Below are 26,184 nucleotides of genomic sequence, written 5' to 3'. Positions count from 1 at the left end.
GCCAGGGGTACTGCCGTGTCTGCCGGACGCACGCTACGCGATGCGCGCACGCTTCCGGGCGTCACTCCCACCCCGCCGCCACCGTACGTCGGGTAGAACAGAGCAGGCCTTGCCGATCACCAGACAGGAGTAGCAGTGTCCACCACCCTCGCCTTCACCGGCGGCCGTGTGCTCCCCATCGACGCCGACCCGATCGAGGACGGCGTCGTGGTCGTCACCGACGGCCGCATCACCGCCGTCGGGGGCCCCGGCACCCCCGTACCCGACGGCGCCGAGATCGTCGACGCCACCGGCAAGTGGATCGTCCCCGGCCTCATCGACGCCCACGTCCACCTCGGCGTCCACGAGGAGGGTGAGGGCTGGGCCGGGCAGGACACCAACGAGATGACCGACCCGGTCACCGCCCACGTCCGCGCCATCGACGCCATCAACCCCGCCGACATCGGCTTCGAGGACGCCATCGCCGCCGGCGTCCTGGCGGTCAACGTGAATCCGGGCAGCGGCAACCCGATCGGCGGCCAGTGTGCCGCCATCAAGACCCACGGCCGCACCGTCGACGAGATGGCCATGCGCGTGCCCTCCGGCCTCAAATCCGCCCTCGGCGAGAACCCCAAGCGCGTCTACGGCGACAAGAAGCAGACGCCCTCCACCCGCCTGGGCACCGCCGCCGTCATCCGCGGCGCCTTCGTCGACGCCGCCAACTACAAGGCCAAGCGCGCCGCCGCCGAAGAGGGCAAGCCCGTCGACCGCGACCTGAAACTGGAGGCCCTCGCCACCGTCCTCGACCGCGAGATCCCCTGGCGCCAGCACTGCCACCGCGCCGACGACATCGCCACCGCCATCCGCATCGCCGAGGAGTTCGGCTACCGCCTCGTCCTCGACCACGGCACCGAGGCCCACCTGCTGGCCGACATCATCGCCGCCAAGGACATCCCCGTCATCATCGGCCCGCTCATCGTCTCCCGCAGCAAGGTCGAGGTCCGCAACCGCTCGGTGAAGAACCCCGGCCTGCTCGCCGCGGCCGGCGTCACCATCGCCATCACCACCGACCACCCGGTCGTGCCCATCGCCAACCTCGTCCACCAGGCCGCCCTCGCCGTCAAGGAGGGCCTGCCGCCCCGCACGGCCATGGAGGCCCTCACCATCAACCCCGCCCGCATCATGGGCGTCGACGACCGCGTGGGCTCCCTCACCGTCGGCAAGGACGCCGACCTGTGCGTGTGGTCCGGCGACCCCCTCGACCTCTACTCCCGCGTCGAGCGCGCCTACATCGACGGCGTCGAGATCTACGCCCACGAGGGCTAGAAACGGCGAACGCCCGGCCGAACCCGGCCGGGCGTTCCCCATCAGTTCACGAAGGACTAGTCGTTACGCGAGCGGTAGCCCCGCTCCGGACGCTCGAAGCGGTCCTTGCGGCCGCCCTGGCCGCGGTAACCGCCACCGGTCCGGCCGTCACGGGGGTGACCGTCACGCGGGTGACGGTCGTCGCGCTTGAAACCACCGCGCTCGCCACCGCGGTCGCGGTCGCCGAAGCGGCGCTCGCCACCACCGGCGTTGGCGCCGCGCGGCTTGTTGCGGTCGAAGTCGCGGCGCGGGCGGTGCGCCCGGTGCTCGCGGTCGTCCTCGACGATGGTGCCGTTGCGGACGCCCTCGGCGTACTCGGTGGCCTTGCGGGCCCGCTCCTGCAGGTCGATGAGGCGGTCCTCGGCGGCCTGGAGGCGGCGGGTCAGCTGCACGATCTCCGACTCGGCGTCCTCGACGGCGCGCGAGGCGGCGTCGGCGCGGACGTCGGCCAGCGAGCGGGCACCGGTGATGCGGGTCAGCTCCTCGCTGAAGGCGCCCTCGACGCGGTGGCGCTCGGCCTCCACCCCGGCCTCCTCCAGCAGCTTGAACATGGAGCGCCGCTGGTGGGGGAGCACGATGGTGGCGACGATGCCGCTCTCACCGGCGCGGGCGGTGCGCCCGGCGCGGTGCAGGTAGTCCTTGGTCGTCCCGGCGGGGTCGACGTGCAGGACCATGTCGACGCCGTCGACGTGGATGCCGCGCGCGGCCACACCCGTGGCGACCAGCAGCGGGACCTTGCCCTCCTTGAAGTCGGCCAGGGTCTTGGTGCGGGCGGCCTGGTTCATGCCGCCGTGCAGGGCCAGGGCGCGGACGCCACCGGCGTTCAGCTCCTCCACGACGCGCTCGCAGCCGAGCTGGGTCCGCACGAACGCGATGGTGCGGCCCTGGCGGGCGGCGACCATGGCGGTCACGGCGGACTTGTCGTTCGGCTTCACGACCAGGACGTGGTGCTCCATGGTGGAGACCGCGCCGGCGGGCGGGTCGACCTCGTGCGTGACGGGGGAGGAGAGGTAGCGCTTGACGAGGGTGTCGATCTCGTTCTCCAGGGTCGCCGAGAACAGCATGCGCTGCCCACCGGCGGGAACCTGGTCGAGGATCTCGGTGACCTCGGGCAGGAAGCCCATGTCGGCCATCTGGTCGGCCTCGTCGAGGACGGCGACCTCCACCTCGGTGAGGTCGGCGACACCGCGCGACATCAGGTCGCGCAGGCGGCCCGGGGTCGCCACGAGGACGTCGACGCCGCGCTGCAGCGCGAAGATCTGCCGCTGCATCGAAGTGCCGCCGCAGACGACCTTGATGTCGAGGTTCAGGACGTTGCCGTAGGGCTCCAGCGAGTCGGCGACCTGCATCGCCAGCTCACGGGTCGGCACGAGCACGATGCCGCGCGGGCGCTTGGCCTTGGTGCGGCCGCCCGCCAGGCGGTTGAGCAGGGGCAGACCGAAGGAGAGGGTCTTGCCGGAGCCGGTGCGGCCGCGCCCGAGGATGTCGCGCCCGGCGAGCGCGTCGGGGATGCTGGCGGCCTGGATGGGGAACGGTGTCGTGACGCCGCGCTCGGCGAGGGCGTCGACTACACGCTGCGGCAGGCCCAGCTCGGAGAACGTGGGCATGTCGGTGTGGGACAAGATGTACCTTTCGGGATCTCGGCACGCGTCGAGGTCCCCGCCGGTCCAGTGAGACCGCCTGTCGCGGTCGTGTGACGGATGCTTCGGTACGCGCCTTGGGCGGCACCGTGCTTCGCGGTGTAGCCCCTCATGGAATGCGGCCGCTCTGGCGGCCGACGTACCAGTCTACGGGTACACCCGGTACGGATGCGCGCCCAGGGCGCCAATGGTGGGCGAACACACCTTTCCGCAGCGCTGCGTAGGCGTTTGCGGTGACCGGTCCCATACCTCCCGGAAGGCCGCCGAAAGCGCTATCCGGCGAGATCAGGGCCCGATCGCGGCGGCACCGCCCCGGCACAGAGGGGCGACGCGGACGACTACCCTGATCCACGTGACACGTCGCGCGAAGATCGTATGCACCATCGGTCCGGCAACAGCAACACCCGACCGGATCCGTGGCCTCGTGGAAGCCGGGATGGACATCGCCCGGCTCAACTTCAGCCACGGGAAGCACGCCGACCACGAACTGGTCTACCAGCTCGTGCGCGAGGCCGCCGCAGCGACGGGGCGGCCCATCGGCATCCTTGCCGACCTGCAAGGACCCAAGATCCGGCTAGGCACCTTCACCGACGGTCCCGTTCAATGGAGTACGGGCGACCACGTGACCATCACCAGCGACGACGTTCCCGGAACCGCGGAACGGGTGTCGGTCACCTACAAGAAGCTTCCCGCCGAGGTACACGCCGGTGACCGGCTCCTCGTCGACGACGGCAAGCTCTCCCTGGAAGTCCTCGACGTGGACGGCGCCGACATCCGATGTCTCGTCGTCGAGGGCGGGCCGGTCTCGAACAACAAGGGACTGTCCCTGCCCAACGTCGCCGTCAGCGTTCCGGCGCTCTCGGATAAGGACACCGAGGACCTGCGTTTCGCGCTGGGCCTCGGCGTCGACCTCGTCGCACTCTCCTTCGTCCGCTCCCCCGAGGACATCAAACCGGTCCACGCGATCATGGACGAGCTGGGCGCCCGCCGCCCGGTGCTGGCCAAGATCGAGAAGCCGGAGGCGGTCACCCGCCTCGAATCGATCGTCCTCGCCTTCGACGGCATCATGGTCGCCCGCGGCGACCTGGGCGTGGAGCTCCCGCTGGAGCAGGTCCCGCTCGTGCAGAAGCACGCGGTCCAGCTCTGCCGGGAGAACGCCAAGCCCGTCATCGTCGCCACCCAGATGCTCGACTCGATGATCGAGAACTCGCGCCCGACCCGCGCCGAGGCCTCCGACGTCGCCAACGCCGTCCTCGACGGCGCCGACGCGGTGATGCTCTCCGGTGAGACGTCGGTGGGCCGGTACCCGATCGTCACGGTGCGCACCATGGCGCGCATCGTCGCCACCACCGAGGCGGGCAACATCGACGCCCCGCACCTCGGGCACGACCCCCGCACCCAGGGCGGCGCCATCACCGCCGCGGCGGTCCGGGTGGCCGAGGCCATCGACGCCAAGGCCCTGGTGGCGTTCAGCCAGACCGGTGACACCGTGCGCCGCCTGGCGCGCCTGCACAGCGACCTGCCGCTGCTGGCCTTCACGCCCGAGCCGTCGGTGCGCAGCCAGCTCGCGCTGTCCTGGGGCACCGAGTCGTTCCTCGTCCCGTTCGTGCACCACACCGACGAGATGTTCGAGCAGGTCGACCACGCCCTCATCAGCGTGGGCCGGGCGCAGCCCGGCGACCTGGTCGTCATCGTCGCCGGCAGCCCGCCCGGGACGCCCGGCTCGACCAACACCATCCGGGTGCACCGCATCGGGTCCCTGGACAAGGAATGACCAAGCCGCGGATCTCCGCCCCGCCCACGGCCACCGCGCCGCGGGCGGGGCGGAGGCCGCCGAGAGGAAGCGCATGAACATCCTCGTCGGGCAGGACGCCGTCGACGACCTCCTGCGGGTGCTCGACCTGGAGCACATCGACGGCGACATCTACCGGGGCGTGGGACCCCAGGTCGCGCCCCAGCGCGTCTTCGGCGGCCAGGTCGCCGGGCAGGCCCTGGTGGCCGCCGGGCGCACCATCGGCTCCGACCGGCACGTGCACTCCCTGCACGGCTACTTCGTGCGCCCCGGCGACTCCACGCTGCCGATCGTCTACGAGGTCGAGCGCATCCGCGACGGGCGGTCCTTCTCCGTCCGCCGCGTGGTGGCCCTCCAGCAGGGCAAGACGATCTTCTTCATGTCGGCCTCCTTCCACATCGGCGAGACCGGCCTCGAACACGCCGACGCCATGCCGGACGTGCCGCCGCCCGGCGAGGTGCCCACCCTCGCCGAGCGCCTGGCCGACACCCCCGACCGGCTCGGCATCTGGGCGCGCACCCCGCGCCCCATCGACGTCCGCTACATCGGCCAGTCGGGCTTCGCCCGCTCCGGTGACCGGCCCTCCAGCAACGAGCAGCGGGTGTGGATGAAGGTCGACGGGAAACTGCCCGACGACCCGCTGATCCACACCTGCGTCCTCACCTACGCCAGCGACCTGACGCTGCTGGACACCGTGCTCAACCAGCACGGCGAGGTGTGGGGACCCGGCGGCTACCTCGGCACGAGCCTGGACCACGCGATGTGGTTCCACCGCCCGTTCCGCGCCGACGAGTGGTTCCTCTACGACGCGGTCAGCCCCTCCGCCAGCGGCGGACGCGGCCTGGCCACCGGCCAGTTCTTCGCCGCCGACGGCGGTCACATCGCCAGCGCGGTGCAAGAAGGTCTCCTGCGGGCCATGCCCGCCATTCCCCCCGGGGTGCCGTAATGCGCCTGTCCGCGCGCGTCGACTACGCGCTTCGCGCCACCGTCCAGCTCGCCGTCTCCGGACCCGACCCGATCAGCGCCGAGCGGATCGCCGCCGCCCAGGAGATCCCCGCCAAGTTCCTGGAGAGCATCCTGCTCCAGCTGCGCCGGGGCGGCGTCGTCACCAGCCGCCGCGGGCCCGACGGCGGGCACCAGCTCGCGCGTCCCGCCGCCGAGATCAGCCTCGCCGAGGTCATCCGCGTCATCGACGGCCCGCTGCTCGGCGTGCGCGGCCACCGGCCCGAGCACCTCGGCTACCCCGGTCCCGCCGCGGCCCTCCAGGACGTGTGGATCGCGCTGCGCGCCAGCGAACGCGAGATCCTGGAGGCGGTCAGCGTCGCCGACGTCGCCGAGGGCCGCCTGCCCGACAAGGTCCGCCACCTCGCCGAGGACCCCAAGGCCTGGGAATGAAGGACGCCCCGGGTGCGAACACCCGGGGCGTCGAGGAGGAGGATGACGGTCAAGCGACGCCGAGGTAGGCGTCGCGCACGGCCGGGTCCACCAGGAGATCGGCGCCGGTGCCCTCGCGGGTGATCGAGCCGGTCTCCATGACGTACGCGCGGTCGGCGCGCGACAGCGCCTGCTGGGCGTTCTGTTCCACGAGCAGGATCGTGGTGCCCTGATCGCGGATCTCCAGGATGATCTGGAAGATCTGCGCGATCAGCATCGGCGCCAGCCCCATCGACGGCTCGTCGAGGAGCAGCAGCTTCGGGCGCGACATCAGCGCCCGGCCGATCGCCAGCATCTGCTGCTCACCGCCGGACAGCGTCCCACCGGGCTGCCTGCGCCGCTCCTTCAGGCGCGGGAACAGCATGTAGACGTGGTCCAGGTCGGCGTTCAGCTGGGCGCCGCGCTTGCGCGTGTAGGCGCCCATGAACAGGTTCTCCTGCACGGTCATGCCCGAGAAGATGCCCCGGCCCTCCGGCGCCTGGCAGATCCCGGCCACCACCCGGCGGTCGGGACGCATCTTCGTGATGTCCTCACCGCCGAAGGTGATCCGCCCGGTGCTCGGCCGCCGCAGCCCCGAGATGGCCCGCATCGTGGTGGACTTCCCGGCGCCGTTGGCGCCGATGAGGGCCACGATCTCGCCCTCGCCGACACTGAGGCTGATGCCGTGCAGGGCCTGGATGCGCCCGTAATGAACGTCCAGGTTCTCGATCTCAAGCAGCATCTTCGGGAACCCCCAGGTAGGCGGCGATGACGCGCGGGTCCTCGCGGATCTCGGCGGGCGGGCCCTCGGCGATCTTCTGCCCGAACTCCAGCACCACGATCCGGTCGGCCACGCCCATGACCAGGCGCATGTCGTGCTCGATGAGCAGGACGGTGTGCCCCAGGTCGCGGATGTCGCGGATCAGCTGCTGCAGCCGCTCCTTCTCCGCCGGGTTGAAACCGGCGGCCGGCTCGTCCAGGCACAGCAGCTTCGGCCGCGTGGCCAGCGCCCGCGCGATCTCCAGCCGGCGCTGATCGCCGTAGGGGAGATTGCGGGCCAGCTCGCCGCCGCGCCCCTCCAGACCGACGAACTCCAGGAGCTCGGCGGCCGTACGGCGGCCGTCGCGCTCCTCCCGGCCGTGGCGGGGCAGGTGCAGCAGCGCGCCGATGACGCTGGTCTTGTGGTGGGCGTCGGCGCCCACCATGATGTTCTCCTCGGCGGTCATCTCCGGGAACAGGCGGATGTTCTGGAAGGTCCGCGCGATGCCCATCCTGGTGATGATGTGCGGCTTGCGGCCCGACAGGCGCTCGCCGTCGAACTCCACCCGGCCCGAGGTCGGCTTGTAGACCCCGGTCATCACGTTGAAGCAGGTGGTCTTCCCGGCGCCGTTGGGGCCGATGAGGGCCAGGATCTCGCCGGTGCGGACCTCGAAGTCGACCCCGTCGAGGGCGACCACGCCGCCGAAGCGCAGGGTCACGTCCCGCACCGACAGCAGCGGCGCCCCGGGCGGGGCCACCGTCTCCGGCGCGGTCTCGGCCAGGAACTCGGCGGGGGAGTCCCCGCCCCGCTCCTCGGCCGCGATCTCCTCGGCGGCGGCGGTCTCCTTGGCGGTGGGCGTCTCTTCAGAAGTGGGTGTGTCTTCAGAAGTGGGAGTGGTCTCGTCGTCAGGCACCGGCGGCCGCCTCCTTCGCTTCCAGCTTGCGGTCCTGCAGCTCTCTGGCCCTCCGCCTGCTCGGCCACAGGCCCTGCGGGCGCAGCACCATGATCACGATCAGCGCCAGGCCGAAGACCAGTTCCCGCTTGGTGGACAGGAACCGGAACCGCTCGGGCAGGTAGAACACGATGACCGTGCCGAGCACGACGCCGAGGATGTTGCCCTGGCCGCCCAGCACGATGGCGGCCACGAACATCACCGACAGCAGCAGGTTGAAGTTGCCGGAGTTGACGAAGACGTTCCGGGTGGCGAACAGCGCGCCCGACAGGCCGCCGATCGCCGCGCCGATGGCGAAGGCCCACAGCTTGAACTTGAAGGACTCCACGCCCATGATCGAGGCGGCGTCCTCGTCCTCGCGGATCGCCAGCCACGACCGGCCCACCCGGCTGCGCTCCATCGAGCGCACCGCCAGGATCACCACGATGATCAGAACCAGCGCCAGCCAGTAGTAGGGCCGCGCGTCCATCGGGGTGAAGATGTCCAGGTCGAAGTCGAACTTGATGCGGAACCAGCCGAAGACGTTCCAGTCGACGTGGGCCTCGTCCGGAGCGGGAACGCTGGGAATGCCGCGCTGGCCGTTGGTGACCCGCAGGTTCACCGCGACCAGCCGGATGATCTCGCCGAACCCGAGGGTGACGATGGCGAGGTAGTCGCCGCGCAGGCGCAGCGTCGGCGTCCCCAGGATCACGCCCGAGACCATCGTCAGCGCGATGGCGATCGGCACGCAGATCAGCCACGGGTACTTGGTGGCCACGATGGAGTCCGGCGAGCCGAAGATCGCCACCGTGTAGGCCCCCACGGCGTAGAAGCCGATGTAGCCGAGGTCGAGCAGGCCCGCCATGCCGACCACCACGTTGAGGCCGACGGCGACCAGGACGTAGATGGCGATGGTGGACAGCACGAAGGAGAAGCCGATCCCGTTGGGGATCTCGTCGGTGCGGAACGGGATGCCGGGGATGGCGATGTTCGGCAGCGCGAACAGCAGCACCACACCGGCCAGGCCGGCCAGGAGCCGGACGGGCTTGGGGATGCTCTGCCACCGCCCGCGCAGGCCCTGCGCCCACTTCTGCCGCCCGGCCTCCGCCTTGCGGACCCCGTCGGCGACGGCGTAATAGCGCTCTTTGAGCGTCGTCATGCCCTTGCCCTCCCCAGCGAGTCACCGAGGATGCCGGTCGGCCGGAACATGAGGACGATGACGAGGATGACGAAGGCCACCACGTCGATCCACTTGTTCCCGAAGAAGCCCGCGCCCAGGTTCTCCACGAGACCCAGGACCAGACCGCCGACGAGCGCGCCGCGCAGGTTGCCGATGCCGCCCAGGACGGCCGCGGTGAACGCCTTCAGGCCCAGCAGGAACCCGATGTTGAAGCTGATCGTGCCGATCTTGAGGTTGTAGAGCGTCGCCGCCACGCCCGCGGCCAGACCGCCGAGCAGGAAGGTCAGCATGATGACGCGGTCCTTGTTGACGCCCATCAGCGCGGCGGTGTCCTCGTTCTGCGCCACCGCGCGGATGCCCAGGCCGAACCTCGACCGGTTCAGGAACGTGTCCAGCAGGAACCACATCACGATCGCCGACAGCACGATCCCGATCTGCAGGTTGGTGACCGGCGCCGGGTTGATGCTCATGCCCGGGTCGATCACGAACTGCGTCTTGGGTTCCACCAGCAGCGGCACGCCCCACGGCCGACGGTTGGTGAGCTCGCCGACCAGCTCGGAGATCGCGACGGAGGCGCCGATGGCGGTGATGAGGAAGATCAGCCGTGGCGCGTTCTTGCGTCTGAGCGGCGCGTAGGCGACGCGCTCGATCAGGACGGCCGTGCCGCCCGACACCAGTGACGCGGCGATGGTGCCCGCGCCCAGCAGGAGGATGACGGTGCCGAGGGCGGGGACGGGGTTGCCGTCACCGGCGGCGTAGCCGATCCATCCCCACACGATGATGCTGGCGTAGGTGCCGACCAGGAACACTTCCGAGTGGGCGAAGTTGATCAGCTGGAGCACGCCGTAGACCAGGGTGTACCCGAGGGCGATGAGCGCGTAGATGGCGCCCTGGGTGAGCCCGGCGACGACCAGGTCGCCGAGGTTGGGCAACAGGTCGTGCCAGCGGTCGGAGAAGTAGTTCACGAATCACGTCCTTTGTGGACCGGGAGTCCGTAGAGAGCACCGTGGGCACGGCCGCTGGTGCATGCCGTGCCCACGGTGTTGTCGGGACTACTTGATGGGCTCCCGGGCGATGATCTGTCCGCCCTTGACGTCGTAGGTCCAGATCACGATCTGGTCCGCGGCGATCTCACCGTGCGCGTCGAACTTGATGTGCTTGGAGACGCCGTCCTTGTCGTACTTGTTGACGAAGTCGAGCATCTTGGCGCGGTCGGTCACGCCGGAGGTGATGCCGTCCAGGAAGACGTTCGCGGCGTCGAAGGCCTCGGCGGCGTACGTTCCGGCGTCCTCCTTGAAGCGCGCCTTGTAATCGGCGGCGAAGGTGCCGGTGGCCTTCTCGGCGGGGATGCAGGGGCAGGTCACGATCGAGCCCTCGGCGGCGTCGGCCGCACCGGTGATGAAGCCCTGGTCCTTGATGCCGTCGGGGCCGACGAAGGTGGTCTTGATGCCCGTGCCCTTGATCTGCTTGGCGAGCGGGCCGCCCTCGGCGTAGTAGCCGGCGAAGAACACGACGTCCGGCGCGGCGGTCTTGACCTTGGCGACCACGGCGGAGAAGTCGGTCTGCTTCGGCTGGATCTGCTCGTAGCCGACGACCGCGGAACCGAGGGCCTTCTTCGACTCCTCGGACAGGCCGGTGCCGTAGTCGGAGGTGTCGTCGATGACGAAGACCTTGGAGGCCTTCAGGCTCTCCTTGATGAACTTGCCGACCGCCGGGCCCTGGGAGGCGTCGTTGCCCAGGGAGCGGTGGAAGGTCGTCCAGCCCTTGGTGGACAGGTCGGGGCGGGTCGCGGAGGCGGAGATGATCGGGAGCTTGCCGCCCTCGAAGATCGAGCCGGTGGCGGAGGTGGGGCCGGAGAAGGCCGGGCCGACCACGCCGAGCACGCTGGCGTTGGCCACCAGGCCCTGGGCCAGACCGGGCGCGACGGACGAGTCGCCCTTGTCGTCGGCCTGCTCAAGGGTCACGCACTTGTCGGCGTGCGCCGAGTTGTGCTTCTCGACCGCGAGCTGCACGGCCTGCAGGATCGGCTTGCCGAGACCCGCGTTGTCACCGGTGATGGGGCCCATCATGGCGATCTTGTAGGTGCAGGATTTGCCGTCGCCGTTGTCGCCCGACTTGTCACTGGGCGCGCAGGCGGCCGTGCCGATCAGGGCCGCCGCGACCGCCACACCGGTCAGCGCGCGAACGAGGTTTCGCCTCACGAGTCTTGCCCTCCTGGAGATTCCGAGGGGTCCAGGGCAGGGGCTATCGGCTGCGTTGTCCGAAGCTCCCTTGCTCACAGACCGCACGGACCGGCACATCGATCCGTTGGCGAGGGACGTTATCGGCAACCGGAGCGGATGTGAAGGGGCTCACGCTGGTGAGGAGTCAAATGTTATGGATCTGTGTCCGCCAAGGTCATCTAAGCGTGATGAAAGACCGGAGAGGCTAGATCAACTCGGCCAAACGGTTAATGGGATCAGGCCGACTCGGCCTTGCCCGGCTCGTTCTCCGGGGTGGTTTCGGCGATGATCCGGGCGGCCACTTCGCCCATGGACAGACGGTGGTCCATGGCGGTGCGCTGCACCCACCGGAACGCGTCCGGTTCGGCCATGCCGTACTTGGTCATCAGCAGGCCCTTGGCGCGGTCGATCAGCTTGCGCGTCTCCAGGCGCTCGGTGAGGTCGCCGACCTCTTTCTCCAGTGCCACCATCTCGGCGAAACGGGCGATGGCGACCTCGATGGCGGGCACCAGATCGCTCTTCTGGAAGGGCTTGACGAGATAGGCCATCGCGCCGGCGCTGTTGGCGCGCGCGATCAGGTCGCGCTGGCTGAAGGCGGTCAGGATGACCACCGGCGCGATGCGGCCGGAGACGATCTTCTCGGCGGCCGCCAGGCCGTCCATGATCGGCATCTTGATATCGCAGATGACCAGGTCGGGGCGGTGTTCCTCGGCGAGCTTGACCGCCGCCTCGCCGTCGCCGGCCTCGGCGACGACGTCGTAGCCCTCTTCGGTGAGCATCTCGGCCAGGTCGAGCCGGATGAGCGCCTCATCCTCGGCGATGAGAACGCGCCGGCGCGGTGCTTCGGCCATGGCTGCGACCTAACCTCTCGTCTGGTCCATACGGGCGCACGCGGGCGTTCACGCCGGTCACGTGCGGGAGGTAGTAGCGTATCCGGTCCGCGGGGGTGGCCGAAGAGGCCCGACCGCCGTGTGGGACGGGGCGTCCGGGCGGATAGGTGGATGCGGGCACGAGGAGGCGGTCTGTAGGATGAGGCGGGCGCTCACGGGCGCGGCCACCACCCGGTGCGCGACCCTCTTCCAGGCGGTCCGGCGGCACCGGTGAATTGCGCCGGGCCCGCTGAATCGCCAATCGCGAAACGGTCCGCGGACCGAATGCGCGCCGAAGTGATGGAATGGCAGACATGGCGCACTCAAAATGCGCTGCTCGAAAGGGCGTGCGGGTTCAAGTCCCGCCTTCGGCACCATTGTCCCAGTGCGAATGATCGACTGAATGAAAGCGTCCGGTTCGCCGGGCGCTTTTTTGTTTCCGCGCCCGCCGTCGCCGCCCGCCGCCGCCGGGCCCGCCACCGTCCACAAGCGACGCGTGCCGGGCGTCCCGCACAGTGGACGGAGCGCTCACCTCGCGATCACCCCGCGCCGCGACGCCGCAGCTACGCCCACGCGTGCGGGAATGACCGTACGCACGCTGTTCACCTGACGTTGCCGCCGTCTTCGGCGAACCCACCCGAAGCGGCCCTAGTGTCCGTTCGGTGCCGACCGGACGAACGACAGCGGGATCCGGGACATCGCACTCCGCTTCGGCCAGGCCGTTGTGCGTGGATGTTCTCGCCGACTCCGACACCCGATGGAAATGGGGCGCCCTCCTCGCGCGCCGCCTGGACCCGGGCTGCCGCCTCACGGCGAGATTCCTGCACGCCAGATCGACCCCGACGGCGCGGCAGCTCGAAGAAGTGGGCGTGCGGCCCGACGGCATGACCGAGGCCCCGCTGGTCGACTACCTCGCCGACGCGGAGCTCGCCGAGACCGACGTGCTGATCCTGGCCACCACCGGTGGCGTGGCGCAGAGCGCCATGCACGGTTTCGCCCGCCGCTGGGCCGGGCGCGAGCGCCGCCCGATCCTGGTCACCGGCTACGTCGGCGTGGTCTACGAGAAGATGACCGACGGCCTGCTGCTGCGGGCCGGGGCCGACGTCGTGCTGGCCAACTCCGCCTTCGACGCCGACCGCTTCCGCACGGTCTACGACGGCGTGGGCGTCCCCTCGTCGTCCATTGTGGAGACCGGCCTGCCGTTCCTGCACGGGCGGACCTACGACGCGGACGCGGTGGCGCGCGGCGAGCGCCGGTACACGGTGTGCTTCGCGGCGCAGCCGTCGTCGCCGCAGTCGAAGGGGGAGCGGCTGCACATCCTGGAGCGGGCCGCCCGGCACGCGCGGCTGCATCCCGAGCGCGACGTGCTGGTGAAGCTGCGCAGCCTGCCGGGCGAGCACACCACGCACCTGGAGGACTTCCCGTACCAGCTCCTGCTGTCCAAAGTGGAGGGCGTCCCGGCGAACCTGCGGCTGGTCTACGGCAACATGGGCGAGGTCCTGGACGGCACCGACCTGTCGGTGACGGTCAGCTCCACCGCGGCCCTGGAGTCGATGCAGCGGGGCATCCCGACGGCGATCCTCACCGACCTGGGTGTGCGCGAGGCCCTCGGCAACCACTACTTCGTGTCCTCGGGCTGCCTGGCGTCGTGGGACGAGCTGGACGCGGGCGCCGCGCCGGTGGCCGATCCCGCGTGGCTGCGCGCCAACGGGGTCCTGCCCAATGACGCCGACCCGTTCGTGGCGCTGCGCGAGCGGCTGGACGAGCTGGTCGCCGAGCGCGACGCGAACGGCCTGCCGGAGCTGCGTCCCTATTACTCCATGTCCCGCGCGGGCGGGTACCTCTCCGGGCTGCTGCGCAGGCAGGGCCTGGAGGAGGACGGCGGCCCGCGCCCGCGGTCCCCGGAGGGGTCGGGCCGCTCGGCCGTCAGGCGCTTCGCGCGCCGGTCGATGCGCTCGGCGTACCGGGTGGCGGCCAACCGGCTGGCGCCGGTGATCCGCCGCTGGGGCCAGCTGTAGTCCGATATCGGCGATCCACAAGAGAGTGATCAGTTGAGCGTTCTGGTGGTGATCCCCGCCCGTGGTGGCTCCAAGGGGGTTCCCGGTAAGAATCTCGCCCCGGTGGCCGGTGTGCCGCTGGTGGCGCGCGCGGTCGCGGCGAGCCTGGCGGCGTCGCGAGTGACACGCGTGGCGGTGTCGACCGACGACGCCGGCATCGCCGCCGCGGCCCGCGCCGCGGGCGCGGAGGTGGTGGAGCGCCCGGCGGCCATCGCGGGGGACACCTCCTCCAGCGAGGCGGCCGTCCTGCACGCCCTGGACGCGCTGCCCGGCGGCGCCGAGGTCGCCGTGGTGGTCCTGGTGCAGTGCACCAGCCCGTTCCTGTCGTCCTCCGATGTGGACGGTGTGGTCGCGGCCGTGCAGGAGGGCGCCGACAGCGCCTTCACCGCCGCGCCCTTCCACGGGTTCCTGTGGCGCGAGGGTCTGGCGGGCGCCGAGGGCGTCAACCACGACGCCTCGCACCGGGCGATGCGGCAGGCGCGTCCCGAGGAGCTCCTGGAGACCGGCGCGGCCTACGCGATGCGCGCGGCGGGCCTGCGCGAGCACGGCCACCGCTTCTTCGGGCGGGTGGCCATGGTCCGCGCCGATCCCGCCCGGACCCTGGAGGTCGACGACCCCGCCGACCTGGCGCGGGCGCGCGCCCTGGCGCCGCTGCTGGACACCGGGCGGGTCCCGGCGCTGTCCGATGTGGACGCCGTGGTGCTCGACTTCGACGGCACCCAGACCGACGACCGGGTCCTCATCGACGCCGACGGCCGCGAGCTCGTCGCCGTGCACCGCGGCGACGGCATGGGCGTGGCGCGGCTGCGCGCGGCCGGTCTTCCCGTCTTCATCCTGTCCAGCGAGACCAATCCCGTCGTCGCCGCCCGCGCCCGCAAGCTGCGGGTGCCGGTCGTGCACGGCGTGGACCGCAAGGACATCGCCCTGAAGCGGTGGTGCGACGACGAAGGCGTCGCCCCCGAACGGGTCCTCTACGTCGGCAACGACGTCAATGATCTGCCCTGTTTCGATCTGGTCGGCTGGCCCGTTGCGGTCGCCGACGCCCACGAGGTCGTCAGGGCGTCCGCGCGCGCGGTCACCGTCGCGCGCGGTGGATACGGCGCCGTCCGCGAGATCGCGGCGTGGCTGCTCGGTTCGCAACTCGAAGGGAACGCGAAGGCGACATGAACACCCCCCGAATGCGTCAGCTCGGTGAGCGCGAGGTCGGCCCCGGCCGTCCCGTCTACGTCACCGGCGAGATCGGCATCAACCACAACGGCGATCTGGAGAACGCGTTCGCCCTCATCGACGCGGCCGCGGCCGCCGGGTGCGACGCCGTCAAGTTCCAGAAGCGCACCCCCGAGATCTGCGTTCCCCGCGATCAGTGGGACATCGAACGCGACACCCCGTGGGGCCGCATGACCTACCTCGACTACCGGCACAAGGTCGAGTTCGACGTCGACGACTACCGCGCCATCGACCAGCACTGCCGCAAGCGCGGCATCGACTGGTTCGCCTCGCCGTGGGACGTCCCCAGCGTCGACTTCCTGGAGCAGTTCGACCTGCCCGCGCACAAGGTCGCCTCGGCCTGCCTCACCGATGACGAGCTGCTGGTCCGCCTGCGCGAGACCGGCCGCACCATCATCGCCTCCACCGGCATGTCCACGCCCCGCCAGATCCGGCACGCCGTGGAGGTCCTGGGCAGCGACCGCGTCCTGCTCTGCCACACCACCAGCACCTACCCGGCGCCCACCGGCGAGCTGAACCTGCGCATGCTGGGCACCCTGGAGCGCGAGTACCCGAACGTCCCGATCGGCTACTCCGGCCACGAGACCGGCCTCCAGACCACCGTCGCGGCCGTCGCGCTCGGCGCGGTGTTCATCGAGCGCCACATCACCCTCGACCGCGCGATGTGGGGCTCCGACCAGGCCGCCTCCGTCGAGCCGCAGGGCCTGCAGCGCCTCGTGCGCGACATCCGCACCGTCGAGGCCGCCCTCGGCGACGGCGTCAAGCAGGTCTACGAGGGCGAGAAGGCCGCCATGAAGAAGCTCCGCCGCGTCCCCGGCCGGCTCACCGAGGAGCACCAGCCCGCATGACCCGCACGCTCGCGCTGCTGGAGAGTCCCGCGCAGATCCTCAACCTGCTCGAATGGGCACACGATGAGGACGGACGCGAGATCGCCGCGGCGGTGATCCTGCCCCGCGCCGAAGCCGCGCGCGAGCAACTGCGGACCATGTCCGGACTCGCCGAGCGCACCGGGCCGGTCGTGTCGACGTTCTCCCCCCGAGACGGCGCGCGCGAACTGGCCCGGTGCGCGGCGGTCCTGGCCGGGCGCGTCGCCCGCGCCCGGACCCTCGTCATCGGCGACCCCTTCTCCCAGCTCACCCAGGCCCTCCTCCCACTGGCCCGCCCCGAACGCGTCGTCATCATCGACGACGGCACCGCCACCATGGAGTTCGCCGCGCGCCTGCGCGAGGGACGGCCCCTCACCCGCTGGCACAGCACCGCCCGCGCCCCCGCGCGAGCCGCCCGCGCCACCCGCTGGCTCACCGGGCGTCCCGTCGAGCTGTTCACCTCGCTCCCGGTGCCCGCGCCCCCCAACGTCACCCTCACCGCCAACACCTACGCCTGGGCCCGCGCCGGATTCGGGCCGCCCGAGGTCACCGACACCGTCGACCTGCTCGGCACGTCCCTCGTCGAGACCGGCGTCGTCGACCAGGACGCCTACCTCACCGCCGTCGCGCGTCTGGCCGGAACCCACCGCGTCGACCGCTACCTCGCCCACCGCCGCGAGAGCCCCGCCAAGCTCGCCGCGCTCGCCGAGCGGACGGGCGTCACCGTCGTCCGGCCCGAGCTGCCCCTCGAACTGCACGCCCGCACCGGCCCGGTCGCCGCGACGATCATCAGCTTCCCCTCGACGATGGTCCACACCCTGCCGCTGCTGCTGGCCGGAAGCGGTGTCCGCGTGGTCATCCAGGAGGTCGAGCCGTCCTGGCTGGCCGCCGGGGCGTCCGGGCACGCCTCCCGGTTCCTGGCCGAGGTCACCGGCAGCGCCCGCGAACGGCACGGGCTGGCCACCGTCCCGCCGTTACGGTCTAGTTGAATCAGCGGTGTGGATCTTGATCAGCTCACCGCCGTCGCCGCCCGCCTGACCCAGGTGCCCGGCGTGGTCGCCGTCGCCCTCGGCGGCAGCCGCGCGCGCGGCACGCACCGCCCCGACTCCGACATCGACCTCGGGCTCTACTACCGCGGCGACCTCGACGTCACCGCCCTCCGCGAGCTCGCCGGGCGGGCCGACATCACCGAACCCGGCGGCTGGGGACCGTGGGTCAACGGCGGCGGCTGGCTCACCGAGGGGGAGTGGCGGGTGGACTGGATCTACCGCGACCTCGACCGCGTCCACACCGTCTGGGACGACTGCCGCGCCGGCCGCTACGAGGTGGGCGCCCAGGCCGGGCACCCCCTCGGCTTCTACTCCCACGCCTACGCCGGAGAGGTCGCCTTCTGCCGCGTCCTGTCCGACCCCACCGGCGAGCTCACCGCCCTCAAGACCGCCACCGCCGGCTACCCCGCGCCCCTGCGGGAGGCGCTGCTGGACGGCCTCTGGGAGGCCGGGTTCATGACCGCCAACGCCGCCTACGGCGTCAAGGGCGACGACCCCGTCTACGCCGCCGGATGCCTGTTCCGCGCCATCGGGGTCCTCTGCCACGCCCTCCACGGCCACGCCGGGAAGTGGCTGGTCAACGAGAAGGGCATGGTCGCCTCCGCCGACGCGCTCGGCCTCGTCCCCGGCTTCGGCGAGCGCGCCGGGGCCGTCCTGGCCGGGCTCGGCGACATCGCGGGCGCGGTGGCCGCCGCCGAGGCGCTCGCCGGTGACGTGCGGGCGGCGGTGGGCCGCTAGAGCCAGCCGCGCTCCTCGGCGAGCCGGGCGGCCTCGGCGCGGGTGCGCGCGCCGGTCTTCCCGATCGCCGAGGACAGGTGGTTGCGGACCGTCCCGTCGGTCAGGCGCAGCGACTTCGCCACGTCGCGGATCGTGCCGCCCTCCGCGGCGGCCTTGAGGACCTCGCGCTCGCGGTCGGTGAGGGGGCTGGCGCCGAAGGACAGCGACTCGGCGGCCAGGACGGGGTCGACCACCCGCAGGCCCGAGGCGACGCGGCGGACGGCGTCGGCGAGCTGCTCGGGCGGGGAGTCCTTGACGATGAACCCGTGTGCGCCGGAGGCCATCGCGCGCGCCAGGTACCCGGGGCGCCCGAAGGTGGTGCAGATGATGACGCGGCAGGAGGGCCGCTCGGCGTGGATGCGCGCGGCGGCGCCCAGCCCGTCGAGGCGGGGCATCTGGACGTCCAGCAGCGCGACGTCGGGGGAGAGGCGCACGGCGGCCTCCACGGCCGCCTCGCCGTCGCCGACCTGGGCGACGACCTCGATGTCGGATTCCAGGCCGAGCATGGTCGACAGCGCGCCGCGCACGAGCGCCTGGTCGTCGGCGACGAGGACGGTGATCATCCGGTGGTCCTGACCGTGAGCGTGTATCCGCCGCCGGGCGCCGGTCCGGCCTCCAGGACGCCCCCGATGGCCTCCACGCGCTCGCGGAGGCCGGTGAGGCCGTTGCCCTGCGGCGCCGGGCGGCCGCGTCCGTTGTCGCGGACGTCGAGGCGGCCGTGGGAGACGGTGACGGCGCAGCGGCCGGCGTGGGAGTGGCGGATGACGTTGGTGACGCCCTCGCGCACCGCGTAGGCGAAGACGGTGCGCTGGGGCTCGGGGACGCCGTCGACGGCCAGCGGCAGCTCGGGGGTGATCCCGGCGGCGCGCAGGGCCGCGCGGGCCGAGGCGAGCTCGGCGGCGAGGCTGGCCTCGCGGTAGCCGGAGACGGTGGCGCGGACCTCGCCGAGGGTGTCGCGGGCGAGGTGCTCGACGTCGGTGATCTCCACCCCGGCCTCGGCGGGCCGGTCGGCTTCGAGGAGGCGGCGGGCCAGGCTCGACTTGAGGGTGATGGTGGTGAGGGTGTGCCCGAGGATGTCGTGGAGGTCGCGGGCGATGCGCGCGCGTTCGTCGCGGGCCGACAGCTCGGCGATGCCCTCCTGGGCGGCGCGCAGCTCGCGGTTGGCCTGCACGAGGCGGCCCATGAGGATCGTGATGGTGGCCATCGACCCGAAGATGAGCAGCTGCGCGAAGGCGTCCCCGGAGGTCTCCAGGACGAACGCGGCGGCCATGAGGAGCGCGACGACGATGACGTCGACGATCAGGGCGATGCGCAGTGGCGCGGCGAAGGCCAGCGAGTTGATCGGGTAGATGAACAGGTAGACGGTGTCCATGCCGCCCAGCACCAGCAGGACGGTGGCCAGCACGAACACGCCGGTGAACATCGTGATCCGGTAGGCGGGGGCGCGGCTGTAGGCGGCCATCGCGGGCAGCGAGACGAAACTGACGGCGTAGACCAGGTACAGGCCGACGATGAGCCACGCGGGCACGCCCAGCGGGTTGTTCCGCACCGCCGTCTGCGCCAGGTCGATCAGGTAGATGGTGAAGAACAGCGCGATGAGCATCCCGGCCAGGCGGAACCGGCGGCCGCGGCGAGCCCACCAGGACCCGTCGGTCCCGGTGGGCGTCGTCTCGGTCATGAGGTCAACCTATGCCCTGGCGGCCGAGCCGGCGAAGCGACGGGCGCTGATGAGCCCGGCGACCACGGTCCAGGCGGCCAGCACCATGATCGCGGTGACCAGGTGCTTGTTGTCGTAGAGCGCCGACTGGCCCAGTTGCGTGAACCAGTAGCTGGGGGTGGCCTTCATGATCGCCGAGAGCCAGCCGGGGGCCACCTGCGCCGGGATCCACATGCCGCCCAGGAGCGCCAGGAGCATCGAGGAGACGCCCATGATCGCCGGGAGGCTGTCGGCGGGGATCGTCAGGCCGATGAGCAGGCCCAGCGCGGCGAAGGGCAGCGCGCCCAGCCAAAGCCCGGCGGTGGCCACCACCCAGCCCCCGGCGCTCAGGCTCACGCCCTGGAAGACCGCCCCGACCAGGCTCACCAGCAGGATCGACGGGATCGACACCAGCATGGCGACGATCACCTTGGTGTACAGGTACGTCGAGGCGCTCATCGGCGTCAGCCGCAGCTGCCGCTGCCAGCCGCCGCCGCGCTCGACGGCCACCCGCGCGCCGGTCGACAGCGCCGCCGACATCGCCCCGAAGGCCGACATGCTCACCATCAGCGCCGCCGTCACCGACGCGCCGTCCTCGTAACGGGCGTCCTTGCCGCCGTAGAGGCCCGACAGCAGCACGAACAGCACCGCCGGCATCACCAGGCTGAAGATCATGAAGCGGCCCGAGCGGATGATGCGGCGGCATTCCAGGGCCAGATAGCGCGGATTCATCGCGCGGCTCCTTCGGTGGTGAGGGCCAGGAAGGCGTCCTCAAGGCTCATGGCGTTGATCTCGATGTCGCGGGCCGAGGGCTCGGCGGCCAGCAGCGCGCGCAGGGCCGCGTCGCTGTCGGCGCAGGCCAGGGTCACGTGCGAACCGCGCACCGCGACCTCCGTGACGCCCGGCAGCGCGCTCAGGACCGCGGCGTCGGCGCCGTCCACCACCGCCGTCAGGCGGCGGCCGGTGACGTGGGAGCGGATGTCGGCGACCGAACCGTCGGCGATCACCCGGCCCTCACGCATCAGGACCACCCGGTCGGCGAACTGCTCGGCCTCGTCGAGGTAGTGCGTGGCGAACAGGACGGTGCGCCCGGTGCGCTGCATCCCGCGCCAGAACTCGCGGCGGGTCTCCACGTCCATGGCGACCGTGGGCTCGTCCAGCACCAGCAGGTCCGGATCGCACACCAGCGCCATCGCGAACCGCGCCCGCTGCTTCTGCCCGCCCGACAGGCGCGAGCAGCGCCGGTCGGCCAGATCGGCGATGCCCGCCGCGGTCAGCGCGTCGGCGACCGGCATGGGCTTGCGGTGCAGCGCGGCGATCAGCGCGACCGACTCGCCGACGGTGGTGTCCTCCAGCAGCGCGGCGTCCTGGAGCATCGCGCCGACGTGGCCGTCGGCGATCGCCTGCCGGGGCGTGCGCCCGAAGACCTTGACGTCGCCGGCGTCGGGCCGGGTCAGGCCCAGCAGCATGTCGACGGTGGTGGACTTGCCGGCGCCGTTGGGGCCCAGGAGGGCCACCACCTCGCCGGGGGTGATGTGCAGATCGACGCCGGCGACGGCGTGCACGTCGCCGAAGGACTTGCGGAGTCCCGTCAGGCGGACGGCGGCTCCGTCGGGGGCGGTGGCGTTGCTGGTCATGTCTCCACGATGCGGCCCGCGGGCGCCCGGGACGGATGCCGTGCGTCATGGGCCCGGCATGACATCCGTCAGGGGCCCGGCCCGCTGTGACGGGTGTCGCGGTGGCGGACGTCTCGCCCCCGGCACGGCACGAAACCCGCGCCCGCGGCGTTGATCAATGAGGACACATCGAGAAGCCCCGAGAGGACAGTTCCCATGGCGATCATCAAGTCTCCGCTCTCCAAAGGCGCCCGCAAGGTCACCGGCGCGGCCCTCCAGGGGGCGCTCGCCGACCTGGTCGACCTGTCCCTCGTCGGCAAGCAGGCCCACTGGAACGTGTACGGACGCAACTTCCGCTCGCTGCACCTGCAGCTCGACGAGATCGTGGACGCCGCCCGCCTGGCGGCCGACACCGTCGCCGAGCGCGCGGTGACCATCGGCCTGTCGCCCGACGGCCGCGCGGGCACCGTCGCCTCGGACACCGGCCTCCCGGCGATCAAGGACGGCCAGCTCACCGACAGCGACGTCATCGCCTACTTCGTGGACGCCTACGCCGGCGTCATCGAGCGCATGCGCGCCCGCGTGGACGAGACCGCCGAGGCCGACCCGGTCACCCAGGACGTGCTCATCGGCATCACCGGCGAGCTGGAGAAGCAGTACTGGATGCTCCAGGCCGAGCAGGGCTGACGCCTCACGGGGCCGCGCCCGCCCCGGCGCGGCCCCGCGAAGTGCGAGCGGGTCCCGGACCGCGCCGGGAGACAGGCGCCGCGGGCCGGGACCCGAGCTTTCAGACGGTCTCGGGCACCGGCGCCGCACCGCGGCGGCGGGCGCGGACCGCGCGGACGGTGAGCCCCGCCCAGCCGGCCACGACGAGCCCGTAGACGGCGTAGCGCAGAGCGTCGGGGGCGTCCAGGGCGATGAGGACGACACGTGCGTTGGTGACCACGATGAGGCCGCCGACGGCGAGACCGAGGTAGTGGGACGGCAGGACGCGCACCAGGTAGGCCGCCACCGGCGCGGCCGCCGCGCCGCCGATGAGCAGCGCCGCCACCGCCGTCCACTCGATGCCGCCCTCCAGGTTCAGCAGGAAGCCCAGGCTGGCGGCGACCGCCACGGCGAACTCGGCGGTGTTGACCGTGCCCACCGCCTTGGCCGGCGCGAGCCGGTCGGTGGCCAGCAGCGCGGGCGTGGCCACCGGGCCCCAGCCGCCGCCACCGGTGGCGTCCACCGTCCCGGCGAACAGGCCCAGCGGCACCAGGAAGCGCGAGCGCAGGGGATGCGGGGACATCGGCCGCGTCCTGGGCCGGGAGAAGCGGAAGAGGATCGCCGCTCCCAGCACCAGGAGGATCACCGACATCCACGGCTTGGCCGCGTCGCCCGGAAGGTGCGACAGAAGGGTGGCGCCCGCGAAGGCGCCGACCGCGCCGGGCAGCCCGATGCGGACCGCCACGCGCCAGTCGACGTTCTTGAACCGCCAGTGCGATACGCCCGAGGCGAGGGTGGTGCCGATCTCGGCCAGGTGCACCGACGCCGAGGCGGCGGCGGGGGACAGGCCGGCGAACACCAGCAGGGTGGAACTGAGCACGCCGTAACCCATGCCCAGCCCGCCGTCGACGAGCTGCGCGGCGGCGCCGATGAGCGCCAGGATCGCGAGCTTGCGCATGTCCACCCCCTCGAAACGCGAGAATTCCTACTAGGTCGATAGGAAAAACAGATTACCCGGCCCCGCCCGATCCGTAAAGAGCCACCCCGGGTGGTGTCCGGCCGGTATGTCACACCCGCCCACTAGGCTGCTCCTGTGACGGACACCCAGCCTCGGCTTCTCCTCCTCGACGGGCACTCCCTGGCCTACCGCGCCTTCCACGCCCTCCCCGAGGAGAACTTCAGCACCACCACCGGCCAGACCACCAACGCCGTCTACGGCTTCACGTCCATGCTGGTGAACCTCCTGCGCGACGAGAAGCCCACCCACGTCGCGGTGGCCTTCGACGTGTCCCGGGTGTCCTTCCGCACCGAGATGTACGCCGAGTACAAGGACGGCCGCTCCGCCACACCCCCCAGCTTCAAGGGCCAGGTCGAACTCATCGGCGACGTCCTGACGGCCATGGGCATCACCGGCATCCGCAAAGAGGGCTTCGAGGCCGACGACATCATCGCCACCCTCGCCGCCCAGTCCACCGCCGCCGGATACCAGACCCTCATCTGCTCCGGCGACCGCGACGCCCTCCAGCTCGTCGACGAGCACGTCACCGTCCTCTACCCCAAGAAGGGCGTCTCCGACCTCGCCCGCATGACCCCCGCGGCCGTCGAGGAGAAGTACGGCGTCACCCCGCCCCGCTACCGCGACCTCGCCGCCCTCGTCGGCGAGAAGAGCGACAACCTCCCCGGCGTCCCCGGCGTCGGCCCCAAGACCGCCGCCAAGTGGATCACCACCTACGGCTCCCTCGACGCCATCATCGCCGACGTCGACGCCATCAAGGGCAAGGCCGGCGAGAACCTGCGCGCCCACCTCTCCGACGTCATCCGCAACCACCAGGTCAACCGCCTCCTCGACGACGTCGAACTCGACGCCGCCCCACCCGCCCTCGAATGGCTGGGCTGGGACCGCGCCGCCGTCGCCGAACTCTTCGACGCCCTCGAATTCCGCGTCCTGGCCGACCGCATGAACCAGCAGCTGGCCGACCGCGCCATCGGCGAGGCCGTCGAAGAGGCCGCCGCCGAACCCGTCGCCGAGCAGGTCACCGGCACCGTCCTCGGCACCGGCGAGGTCGCCGCCTGGCTCACCGCCAACACCACCCCCGGCACCCGCGCCGCCATCGCCGTCACCGGCCACTTCGGCCGCGGCACCGGCGACCTCACCGCCATGGCCGCCGCCACCGGCGACGAAGCCGCCTGGTGGGACCCCACCGCCCTCGACCCCGCCGACGAGGCCGCCGTCGCCGCCTGGCTCGCCGACCCCGCCCGCCCCAAGGCCGTCCACGACGCCAAACCCTTCCTCCTCGCCACCGCCGAACGCGGCTGGACCGTCGCCGGGCTCGACACCGACATCGCCCTGGCCGCCTACCTCGTCCGGCCCGAACGCCGCAACTACTCCATGGAGGAACTCGCCCAGCGCTACCTGCGCCGCGAGCTCGACGTCGCCGCCACCACCGAGGCCCAGCCCACCCTCGACGGCCTCCTCACCGGCGACGAACCCGCCGACGCCGCCGAGCAGGCCCTCATCCGCCGCGCCCGCGCCGTCCTCGACCTCGCCGAGGTCCTCGACGCCGAACTGGAGCGCACCGGCGGCACCCGCCTGCTCGCCGAGATGGAACTGCCCCTCGCCCAGGTCCTGGCCGACATGGAACGCGCCGGCATCGCCGCCGACACCGCCTACCTCGACGAGCTCGACTCCCGCTTCGCCTCCGACGCCCGCGACTCCGAGCAGGCCGCCATCGACGTCATTGGCGAGCAGTTCAGCCTGCGCTCGCCCAAGCAGCTCCAGGCGATCCTGTTCGACAAGCTCGGCCTGCCCAAGACCAAGCGCACCAAGACCGGCTACACCACCGACGCCGAGGCGCTGCGGCAGCTGCAGATCAAGACCGAGCACCCCGTGCTCCCGCACCTGCTGCGCTACCGCGAGGTCGACAAGCTCAAGACCACCGTCGCCGGGCTGCTCACCTCGGTCGCCGACGACGGGCGCATCCACACCACGTTCCAGCAGACCGTGGCGGCCACCGGGCGGCTGTCGTCGACCGACCCGAACCTGCAGAACATCCCCATCCGCACCGACGAGGGCCGCCTCATCCGCCGCGCCTTCGTCGTCGGCCCCGGCTACCAGGAGCTGATGACGGCCGACTACAGCCAGATCGAGATGCGCATCATGGCGCACCTCTCCGGCGACGCCGGGCTCATCGACGCCTTCGCCACCGGCGAGGACCTGCACACCACCGTCGCCGCCCGCGTCTTCGAGGTCGCCCCCGCCGACGTCGACGCCGAGATGCGCCGCCGGATCAAGGCCATGTCCTACGGCCTCGCCTACGGCCTGTCGGTGTACGGGCTCTCGCAGCAGCTGGGCATCAGCGCCGAGGAGGCGCGCGTGCTGATGGAGGAGTACTTCCAGCGCTTCGGCGGCGTCCGCGACTACCTCCGCACCGTCGTGGAGGAGGCCCGCCGCGAGGGCTACACCGAGACGATCTTCGGCCGCCGCCGCTACCTGCCCGAGCTGAACAGCGACAACCGGCAGCTGCGGGAGATGGCCGAGCGCGCCGCGCTCAACGCGCCCATTCAGGGCTCGGCGGCCGATGTCATGAAGATCGCCATGCTCGCCGTCGACCGCGCGATCCGTGACGAGGGGCTCACCTCCCGCGTCCTGCTCCAGGTTCACGACGAACTCGTGCTGGAGGTCGCGCCCGGTGAGCGGGAGCGGCTGGAGGCGCTGGTGCGCAAGGAAATGGCCGCCGCCTGCGAACTCTCCGTGCCGCTGGACGTGTCGGTGGGCGTGGGCGCCGACTGGGACTCGGCCGCGCACTGACCACCGTCAGGGGTGCGGTTGGACCATGTGGTAATGAACGCGGTACTCTGGGCGCTGCGTCGACTAACCCGCTACCTCGGCATGGAGCAGGTCAGCGTCGCCGATGACGGTCACGAGGTCAACTCGTTGGAAACGCCGCGTCACCGGACGAACCATCCGGAAGCGGGCGGATCCACCTGGTTCTGAGCGCGCGGCCGCCTCGGCGGAGGGTTCTCGCGCGCCAGCACGACTA

General features: G+C 71.6%; 24 protein-coding genes and 1 tRNA gene. 13 read left to right on the top strand and 12 right to left on the bottom strand.

Going from position 1 to position 26,184, the window contains the following annotated elements; genetic code table 11:
- Positions 1-135 precede the first annotated feature (135 nt).
- Positions 136-1,305, top strand: a complete 1,170-nt coding sequence (locus QSK10_RS18650; RefSeq protein ID WP_285664116.1) for an amidohydrolase — start codon at positions 136-138, stop codon at positions 1,303-1,305.
- Between the two features lie 56 nt (positions 1,306-1,361).
- Here QSK10_RS18650 and QSK10_RS18645 read toward each other — a convergent pair whose 3' ends face one another.
- Positions 1,362-2,966, bottom strand: coding sequence for a DEAD/DEAH box helicase (locus QSK10_RS18645; protein WP_285664115.1), 1,605 nt, complete (start codon positions 2,964-2,966; stop codon positions 1,362-1,364).
- Positions 2,967-3,330: 364 nt separating this feature from the next.
- Between QSK10_RS18645 and pyk the strand changes: the two genes are divergently transcribed.
- From pyk to QSK10_RS18630, 3 genes are all read left to right on the top strand, one after another.
- The gene (pyk, locus tag QSK10_RS18640; RefSeq protein ID WP_285664479.1) at positions 3,331-4,758 is read left to right on the top strand and encodes a pyruvate kinase; all 1,428 of its coding nucleotides are present in this window, start codon (positions 3,331-3,333) and stop codon (positions 4,756-4,758) included.
- A gap of 73 nt (positions 4,759-4,831) precedes the next feature.
- On the top strand, positions 4,832-5,722 hold the full coding sequence (locus tag QSK10_RS18635) for an acyl-CoA thioesterase (RefSeq protein WP_285664114.1): 891 nt from the start codon (positions 4,832-4,834) through the stop codon (positions 5,720-5,722).
- Positions 5,722-6,171, top strand: coding sequence for an RrF2 family transcriptional regulator (locus tag QSK10_RS18630; protein ID WP_285664113.1), 450 nt, complete (start codon positions 5,722-5,724; stop codon positions 6,169-6,171). Before QSK10_RS18635 ends, QSK10_RS18630 begins: the two co-directional genes overlap by 1 nt.
- A 49-nt stretch (positions 6,172-6,220) precedes the next feature.
- Here the strand turns inward: QSK10_RS18630 and QSK10_RS18625 are convergent, their stop codons facing one another.
- The 6 genes from QSK10_RS18625 to QSK10_RS18600 all read right to left on the bottom strand — a co-directional run bounded on the left by QSK10_RS18625 (position 6,221) and on the right by QSK10_RS18600 (position 12,133).
- On the bottom strand, positions 6,221-6,931 hold the full coding sequence (locus QSK10_RS18625; RefSeq protein ID WP_285664112.1) for an ABC transporter ATP-binding protein: 711 nt from the start codon (positions 6,929-6,931) through the stop codon (positions 6,221-6,223).
- The gene (locus tag QSK10_RS18620; protein WP_285664478.1) at positions 6,921-7,730 is read right to left on the bottom strand and encodes an ABC transporter ATP-binding protein; all 810 of its coding nucleotides are present in this window, start codon (positions 7,728-7,730) and stop codon (positions 6,921-6,923) included. Before QSK10_RS18620 ends, QSK10_RS18625 begins: the two co-directional genes overlap by 11 nt.
- 124 nt (positions 7,731-7,854) lie before the next feature.
- Positions 7,855-8,955: a branched-chain amino acid ABC transporter permease gene (locus QSK10_RS18615; protein WP_285664477.1), complete on the bottom strand. Its 1,101-nt coding sequence runs from the start codon at positions 8,953-8,955 to the stop codon at positions 7,855-7,857.
- Between the two features lie 80 nt (positions 8,956-9,035).
- A complete protein-coding gene (locus QSK10_RS18610) occupies positions 9,036-10,025 on the bottom strand; it encodes a branched-chain amino acid ABC transporter permease (RefSeq protein ID WP_432705340.1) in 990 nt (329 codons plus the stop codon).
- Between the two features lie 87 nt (positions 10,026-10,112).
- On the bottom strand, positions 10,113-11,261 hold the full coding sequence (locus tag QSK10_RS18605) for a branched-chain amino acid ABC transporter substrate-binding protein (RefSeq protein ID WP_285664111.1): 1,149 nt from the start codon (positions 11,259-11,261) through the stop codon (positions 10,113-10,115).
- A 257-nt stretch (positions 11,262-11,518) separates the two neighbouring features.
- The gene (locus QSK10_RS18600; protein WP_285664110.1) at positions 11,519-12,133 is read right to left on the bottom strand and encodes an ANTAR domain-containing response regulator; all 615 of its coding nucleotides are present in this window, start codon (positions 12,131-12,133) and stop codon (positions 11,519-11,521) included.
- Between the two features lie 309 nt (positions 12,134-12,442).
- Between QSK10_RS18600 and QSK10_RS18595 the strand changes: the two genes are divergently transcribed.
- From QSK10_RS18595 to QSK10_RS18570, 6 genes are all read left to right on the top strand, one after another.
- Positions 12,443-12,528: transfer RNA gene (locus tag QSK10_RS18595), tRNA-Leu, on the top strand.
- 351 nt (positions 12,529-12,879) lie between these two features.
- On the top strand, positions 12,880-14,169 hold the full coding sequence (locus tag QSK10_RS18590) for a DUF6716 putative glycosyltransferase (RefSeq protein ID WP_285664109.1): 1,290 nt from the start codon (positions 12,880-12,882) through the stop codon (positions 14,167-14,169).
- Positions 14,170-14,202: 33 nt separating this feature from the next.
- The gene (locus tag QSK10_RS18585; protein WP_285664108.1) at positions 14,203-15,375 is read left to right on the top strand and encodes an acylneuraminate cytidylyltransferase; all 1,173 of its coding nucleotides are present in this window, start codon (positions 14,203-14,205) and stop codon (positions 15,373-15,375) included.
- Complete coding sequence (locus QSK10_RS18580) at positions 15,372-16,283, top strand: N-acetylneuraminate synthase family protein (protein ID WP_285664107.1); 912 nt, start codon at positions 15,372-15,374, stop codon at positions 16,281-16,283. Before QSK10_RS18585 ends, QSK10_RS18580 begins: the two co-directional genes overlap by 4 nt.
- The gene (locus tag QSK10_RS18575) at positions 16,280-17,290 is read left to right on the top strand and encodes a hypothetical protein (protein ID WP_285664106.1); all 1,011 of its coding nucleotides are present in this window, start codon (positions 16,280-16,282) and stop codon (positions 17,288-17,290) included. Before QSK10_RS18580 ends, QSK10_RS18575 begins: the two co-directional genes overlap by 4 nt.
- Positions 17,291-17,299: 9 nt before the next feature.
- A complete protein-coding gene (locus tag QSK10_RS18570) occupies positions 17,300-18,088 on the top strand; it encodes a nucleotidyltransferase domain-containing protein (protein ID WP_285664105.1) in 789 nt (262 codons plus the stop codon).
- Here the strand turns inward: QSK10_RS18570 and QSK10_RS18565 are convergent.
- From QSK10_RS18565 to QSK10_RS18550, 4 genes are read right to left on the bottom strand one after another with little or no spacing between them, the layout of a single operon-like run.
- Positions 18,085-18,690, bottom strand: a complete 606-nt coding sequence (locus QSK10_RS18565; protein WP_285664104.1) for a response regulator transcription factor — start codon at positions 18,688-18,690, stop codon at positions 18,085-18,087. The genes QSK10_RS18570 and QSK10_RS18565 overlap by 4 nt on opposite strands.
- The gene (locus QSK10_RS18560; RefSeq protein WP_285664103.1) at positions 18,687-19,805 is read right to left on the bottom strand and encodes a sensor histidine kinase; all 1,119 of its coding nucleotides are present in this window, start codon (positions 19,803-19,805) and stop codon (positions 18,687-18,689) included. The genes QSK10_RS18565 and QSK10_RS18560 overlap by 4 nt, the downstream gene beginning before the upstream one ends.
- A gap of 9 nt (positions 19,806-19,814) precedes the next feature.
- Positions 19,815-20,555, bottom strand: coding sequence for an ABC transporter permease (locus QSK10_RS18555; RefSeq protein ID WP_285664102.1), 741 nt, complete (start codon positions 20,553-20,555; stop codon positions 19,815-19,817).
- Positions 20,552-21,460: an ABC transporter ATP-binding protein gene (locus tag QSK10_RS18550; RefSeq protein WP_285664101.1), complete on the bottom strand. Its 909-nt coding sequence runs from the start codon at positions 21,458-21,460 to the stop codon at positions 20,552-20,554. Before QSK10_RS18550 ends, QSK10_RS18555 begins: the two co-directional genes overlap by 4 nt.
- A 195-nt stretch (positions 21,461-21,655) precedes the next feature.
- Between QSK10_RS18550 and QSK10_RS18545 the strand changes: the two genes are divergently transcribed.
- Positions 21,656-22,126: a Dps family protein gene (locus QSK10_RS18545; protein WP_285664100.1), complete on the top strand. Its 471-nt coding sequence runs from the start codon at positions 21,656-21,658 to the stop codon at positions 22,124-22,126.
- A 100-nt stretch (positions 22,127-22,226) separates the two neighbouring features.
- Here the strand turns inward: QSK10_RS18545 and QSK10_RS18540 are convergent, their stop codons facing one another.
- Positions 22,227-23,102: a sulfite exporter TauE/SafE family protein gene (locus QSK10_RS18540; protein WP_285664099.1), complete on the bottom strand. Its 876-nt coding sequence runs from the start codon at positions 23,100-23,102 to the stop codon at positions 22,227-22,229.
- 135 nt (positions 23,103-23,237) lie between these two features.
- Between QSK10_RS18540 and polA the strand changes: the two genes are divergently transcribed.
- Positions 23,238-25,952 carry a DNA polymerase I gene (gene polA / locus QSK10_RS18535; protein WP_285664098.1) on the top strand — a complete coding sequence of 905 codons (2,715 nt, stop codon included), beginning with the start codon at positions 23,238-23,240 and terminating at the stop codon, positions 25,950-25,952.
- Positions 25,953-25,985: 33 nt separating this feature from the next.
- Positions 25,986-26,138, top strand: coding sequence for a hypothetical protein (locus tag QSK10_RS18530; RefSeq protein WP_285664097.1), 153 nt, complete (start codon positions 25,986-25,988; stop codon positions 26,136-26,138).
- Positions 26,139-26,184: the final 46 nt, after the last annotated feature.

Origin of the sequence: Actinorhabdospora filicis (genome assembly GCF_030269765.1) — a bacterium.
GTDB classification, from domain to species: domain Bacteria; phylum Actinomycetota; class Actinomycetes; order Mycobacteriales; family Micromonosporaceae; genus Actinorhabdospora; species Actinorhabdospora filicis.
This window is presented reverse-complemented; position numbering and strand designations above follow the sequence as displayed.

What these genes read in the sequence shown, in the direction of transcription:
- QSK10_RS18545 (WP_285664100.1), top strand. Translation starts at nt 21,656, where the DNA reads ATGGCGATCATCAAGTCTCCGCTCTCCAAAGGCGCCCGCAAGGTCACC.
- QSK10_RS18635 (WP_285664114.1), top strand. Translation starts at nt 4,832, where the DNA reads ATGAACATCCTCGTCGGGCAGGACGCCGTCGACGACCTCCTGCGGGTG.
- QSK10_RS18555 (WP_285664102.1), bottom strand. Translation starts at nt 20,555, where the DNA reads ATGAATCCGCGCTATCTGGCCCTGGAATGCCGCCGCATCATCCGCTCG.
- QSK10_RS18565 (WP_285664104.1), bottom strand. Translation starts at nt 18,690, where the DNA reads ATGATCACCGTCCTCGTCGCCGACGACCAGGCGCTCGTGCGCGGCGCG.
- QSK10_RS18530 (WP_285664097.1), top strand. Translation starts at nt 25,986, where the DNA reads ATGAACGCGGTACTCTGGGCGCTGCGTCGACTAACCCGCTACCTCGGC.
- QSK10_RS18625 (WP_285664112.1), bottom strand. Translation starts at nt 6,931, where the DNA reads ATGCTGCTTGAGATCGAGAACCTGGACGTTCATTACGGGCGCATCCAG.
- QSK10_RS18575 (WP_285664106.1), top strand. Translation starts at nt 16,280, where the DNA reads ATGACCCGCACGCTCGCGCTGCTGGAGAGTCCCGCGCAGATCCTCAAC.
- QSK10_RS18560 (WP_285664103.1), bottom strand. Translation starts at nt 19,805, where the DNA reads ATGACCGAGACGACGCCCACCGGGACCGACGGGTCCTGGTGGGCTCGC.
- QSK10_RS18550 (WP_285664101.1), bottom strand. Translation starts at nt 21,460, where the DNA reads ATGACCAGCAACGCCACCGCCCCCGACGGAGCCGCCGTCCGCCTGACG.
- QSK10_RS18630 (WP_285664113.1), top strand. Translation starts at nt 5,722, where the DNA reads ATGCGCCTGTCCGCGCGCGTCGACTACGCGCTTCGCGCCACCGTCCAG.
- QSK10_RS18580 (WP_285664107.1), top strand. Translation starts at nt 15,372, where the DNA reads ATGAACACCCCCCGAATGCGTCAGCTCGGTGAGCGCGAGGTCGGCCCC.
- QSK10_RS18540 (WP_285664099.1), bottom strand. Translation starts at nt 23,102, where the DNA reads ATGCGCAAGCTCGCGATCCTGGCGCTCATCGGCGCCGCCGCGCAGCTC.
- QSK10_RS18600 (WP_285664110.1), bottom strand. Translation starts at nt 12,133, where the DNA reads ATGGCCGAAGCACCGCGCCGGCGCGTTCTCATCGCCGAGGATGAGGCG.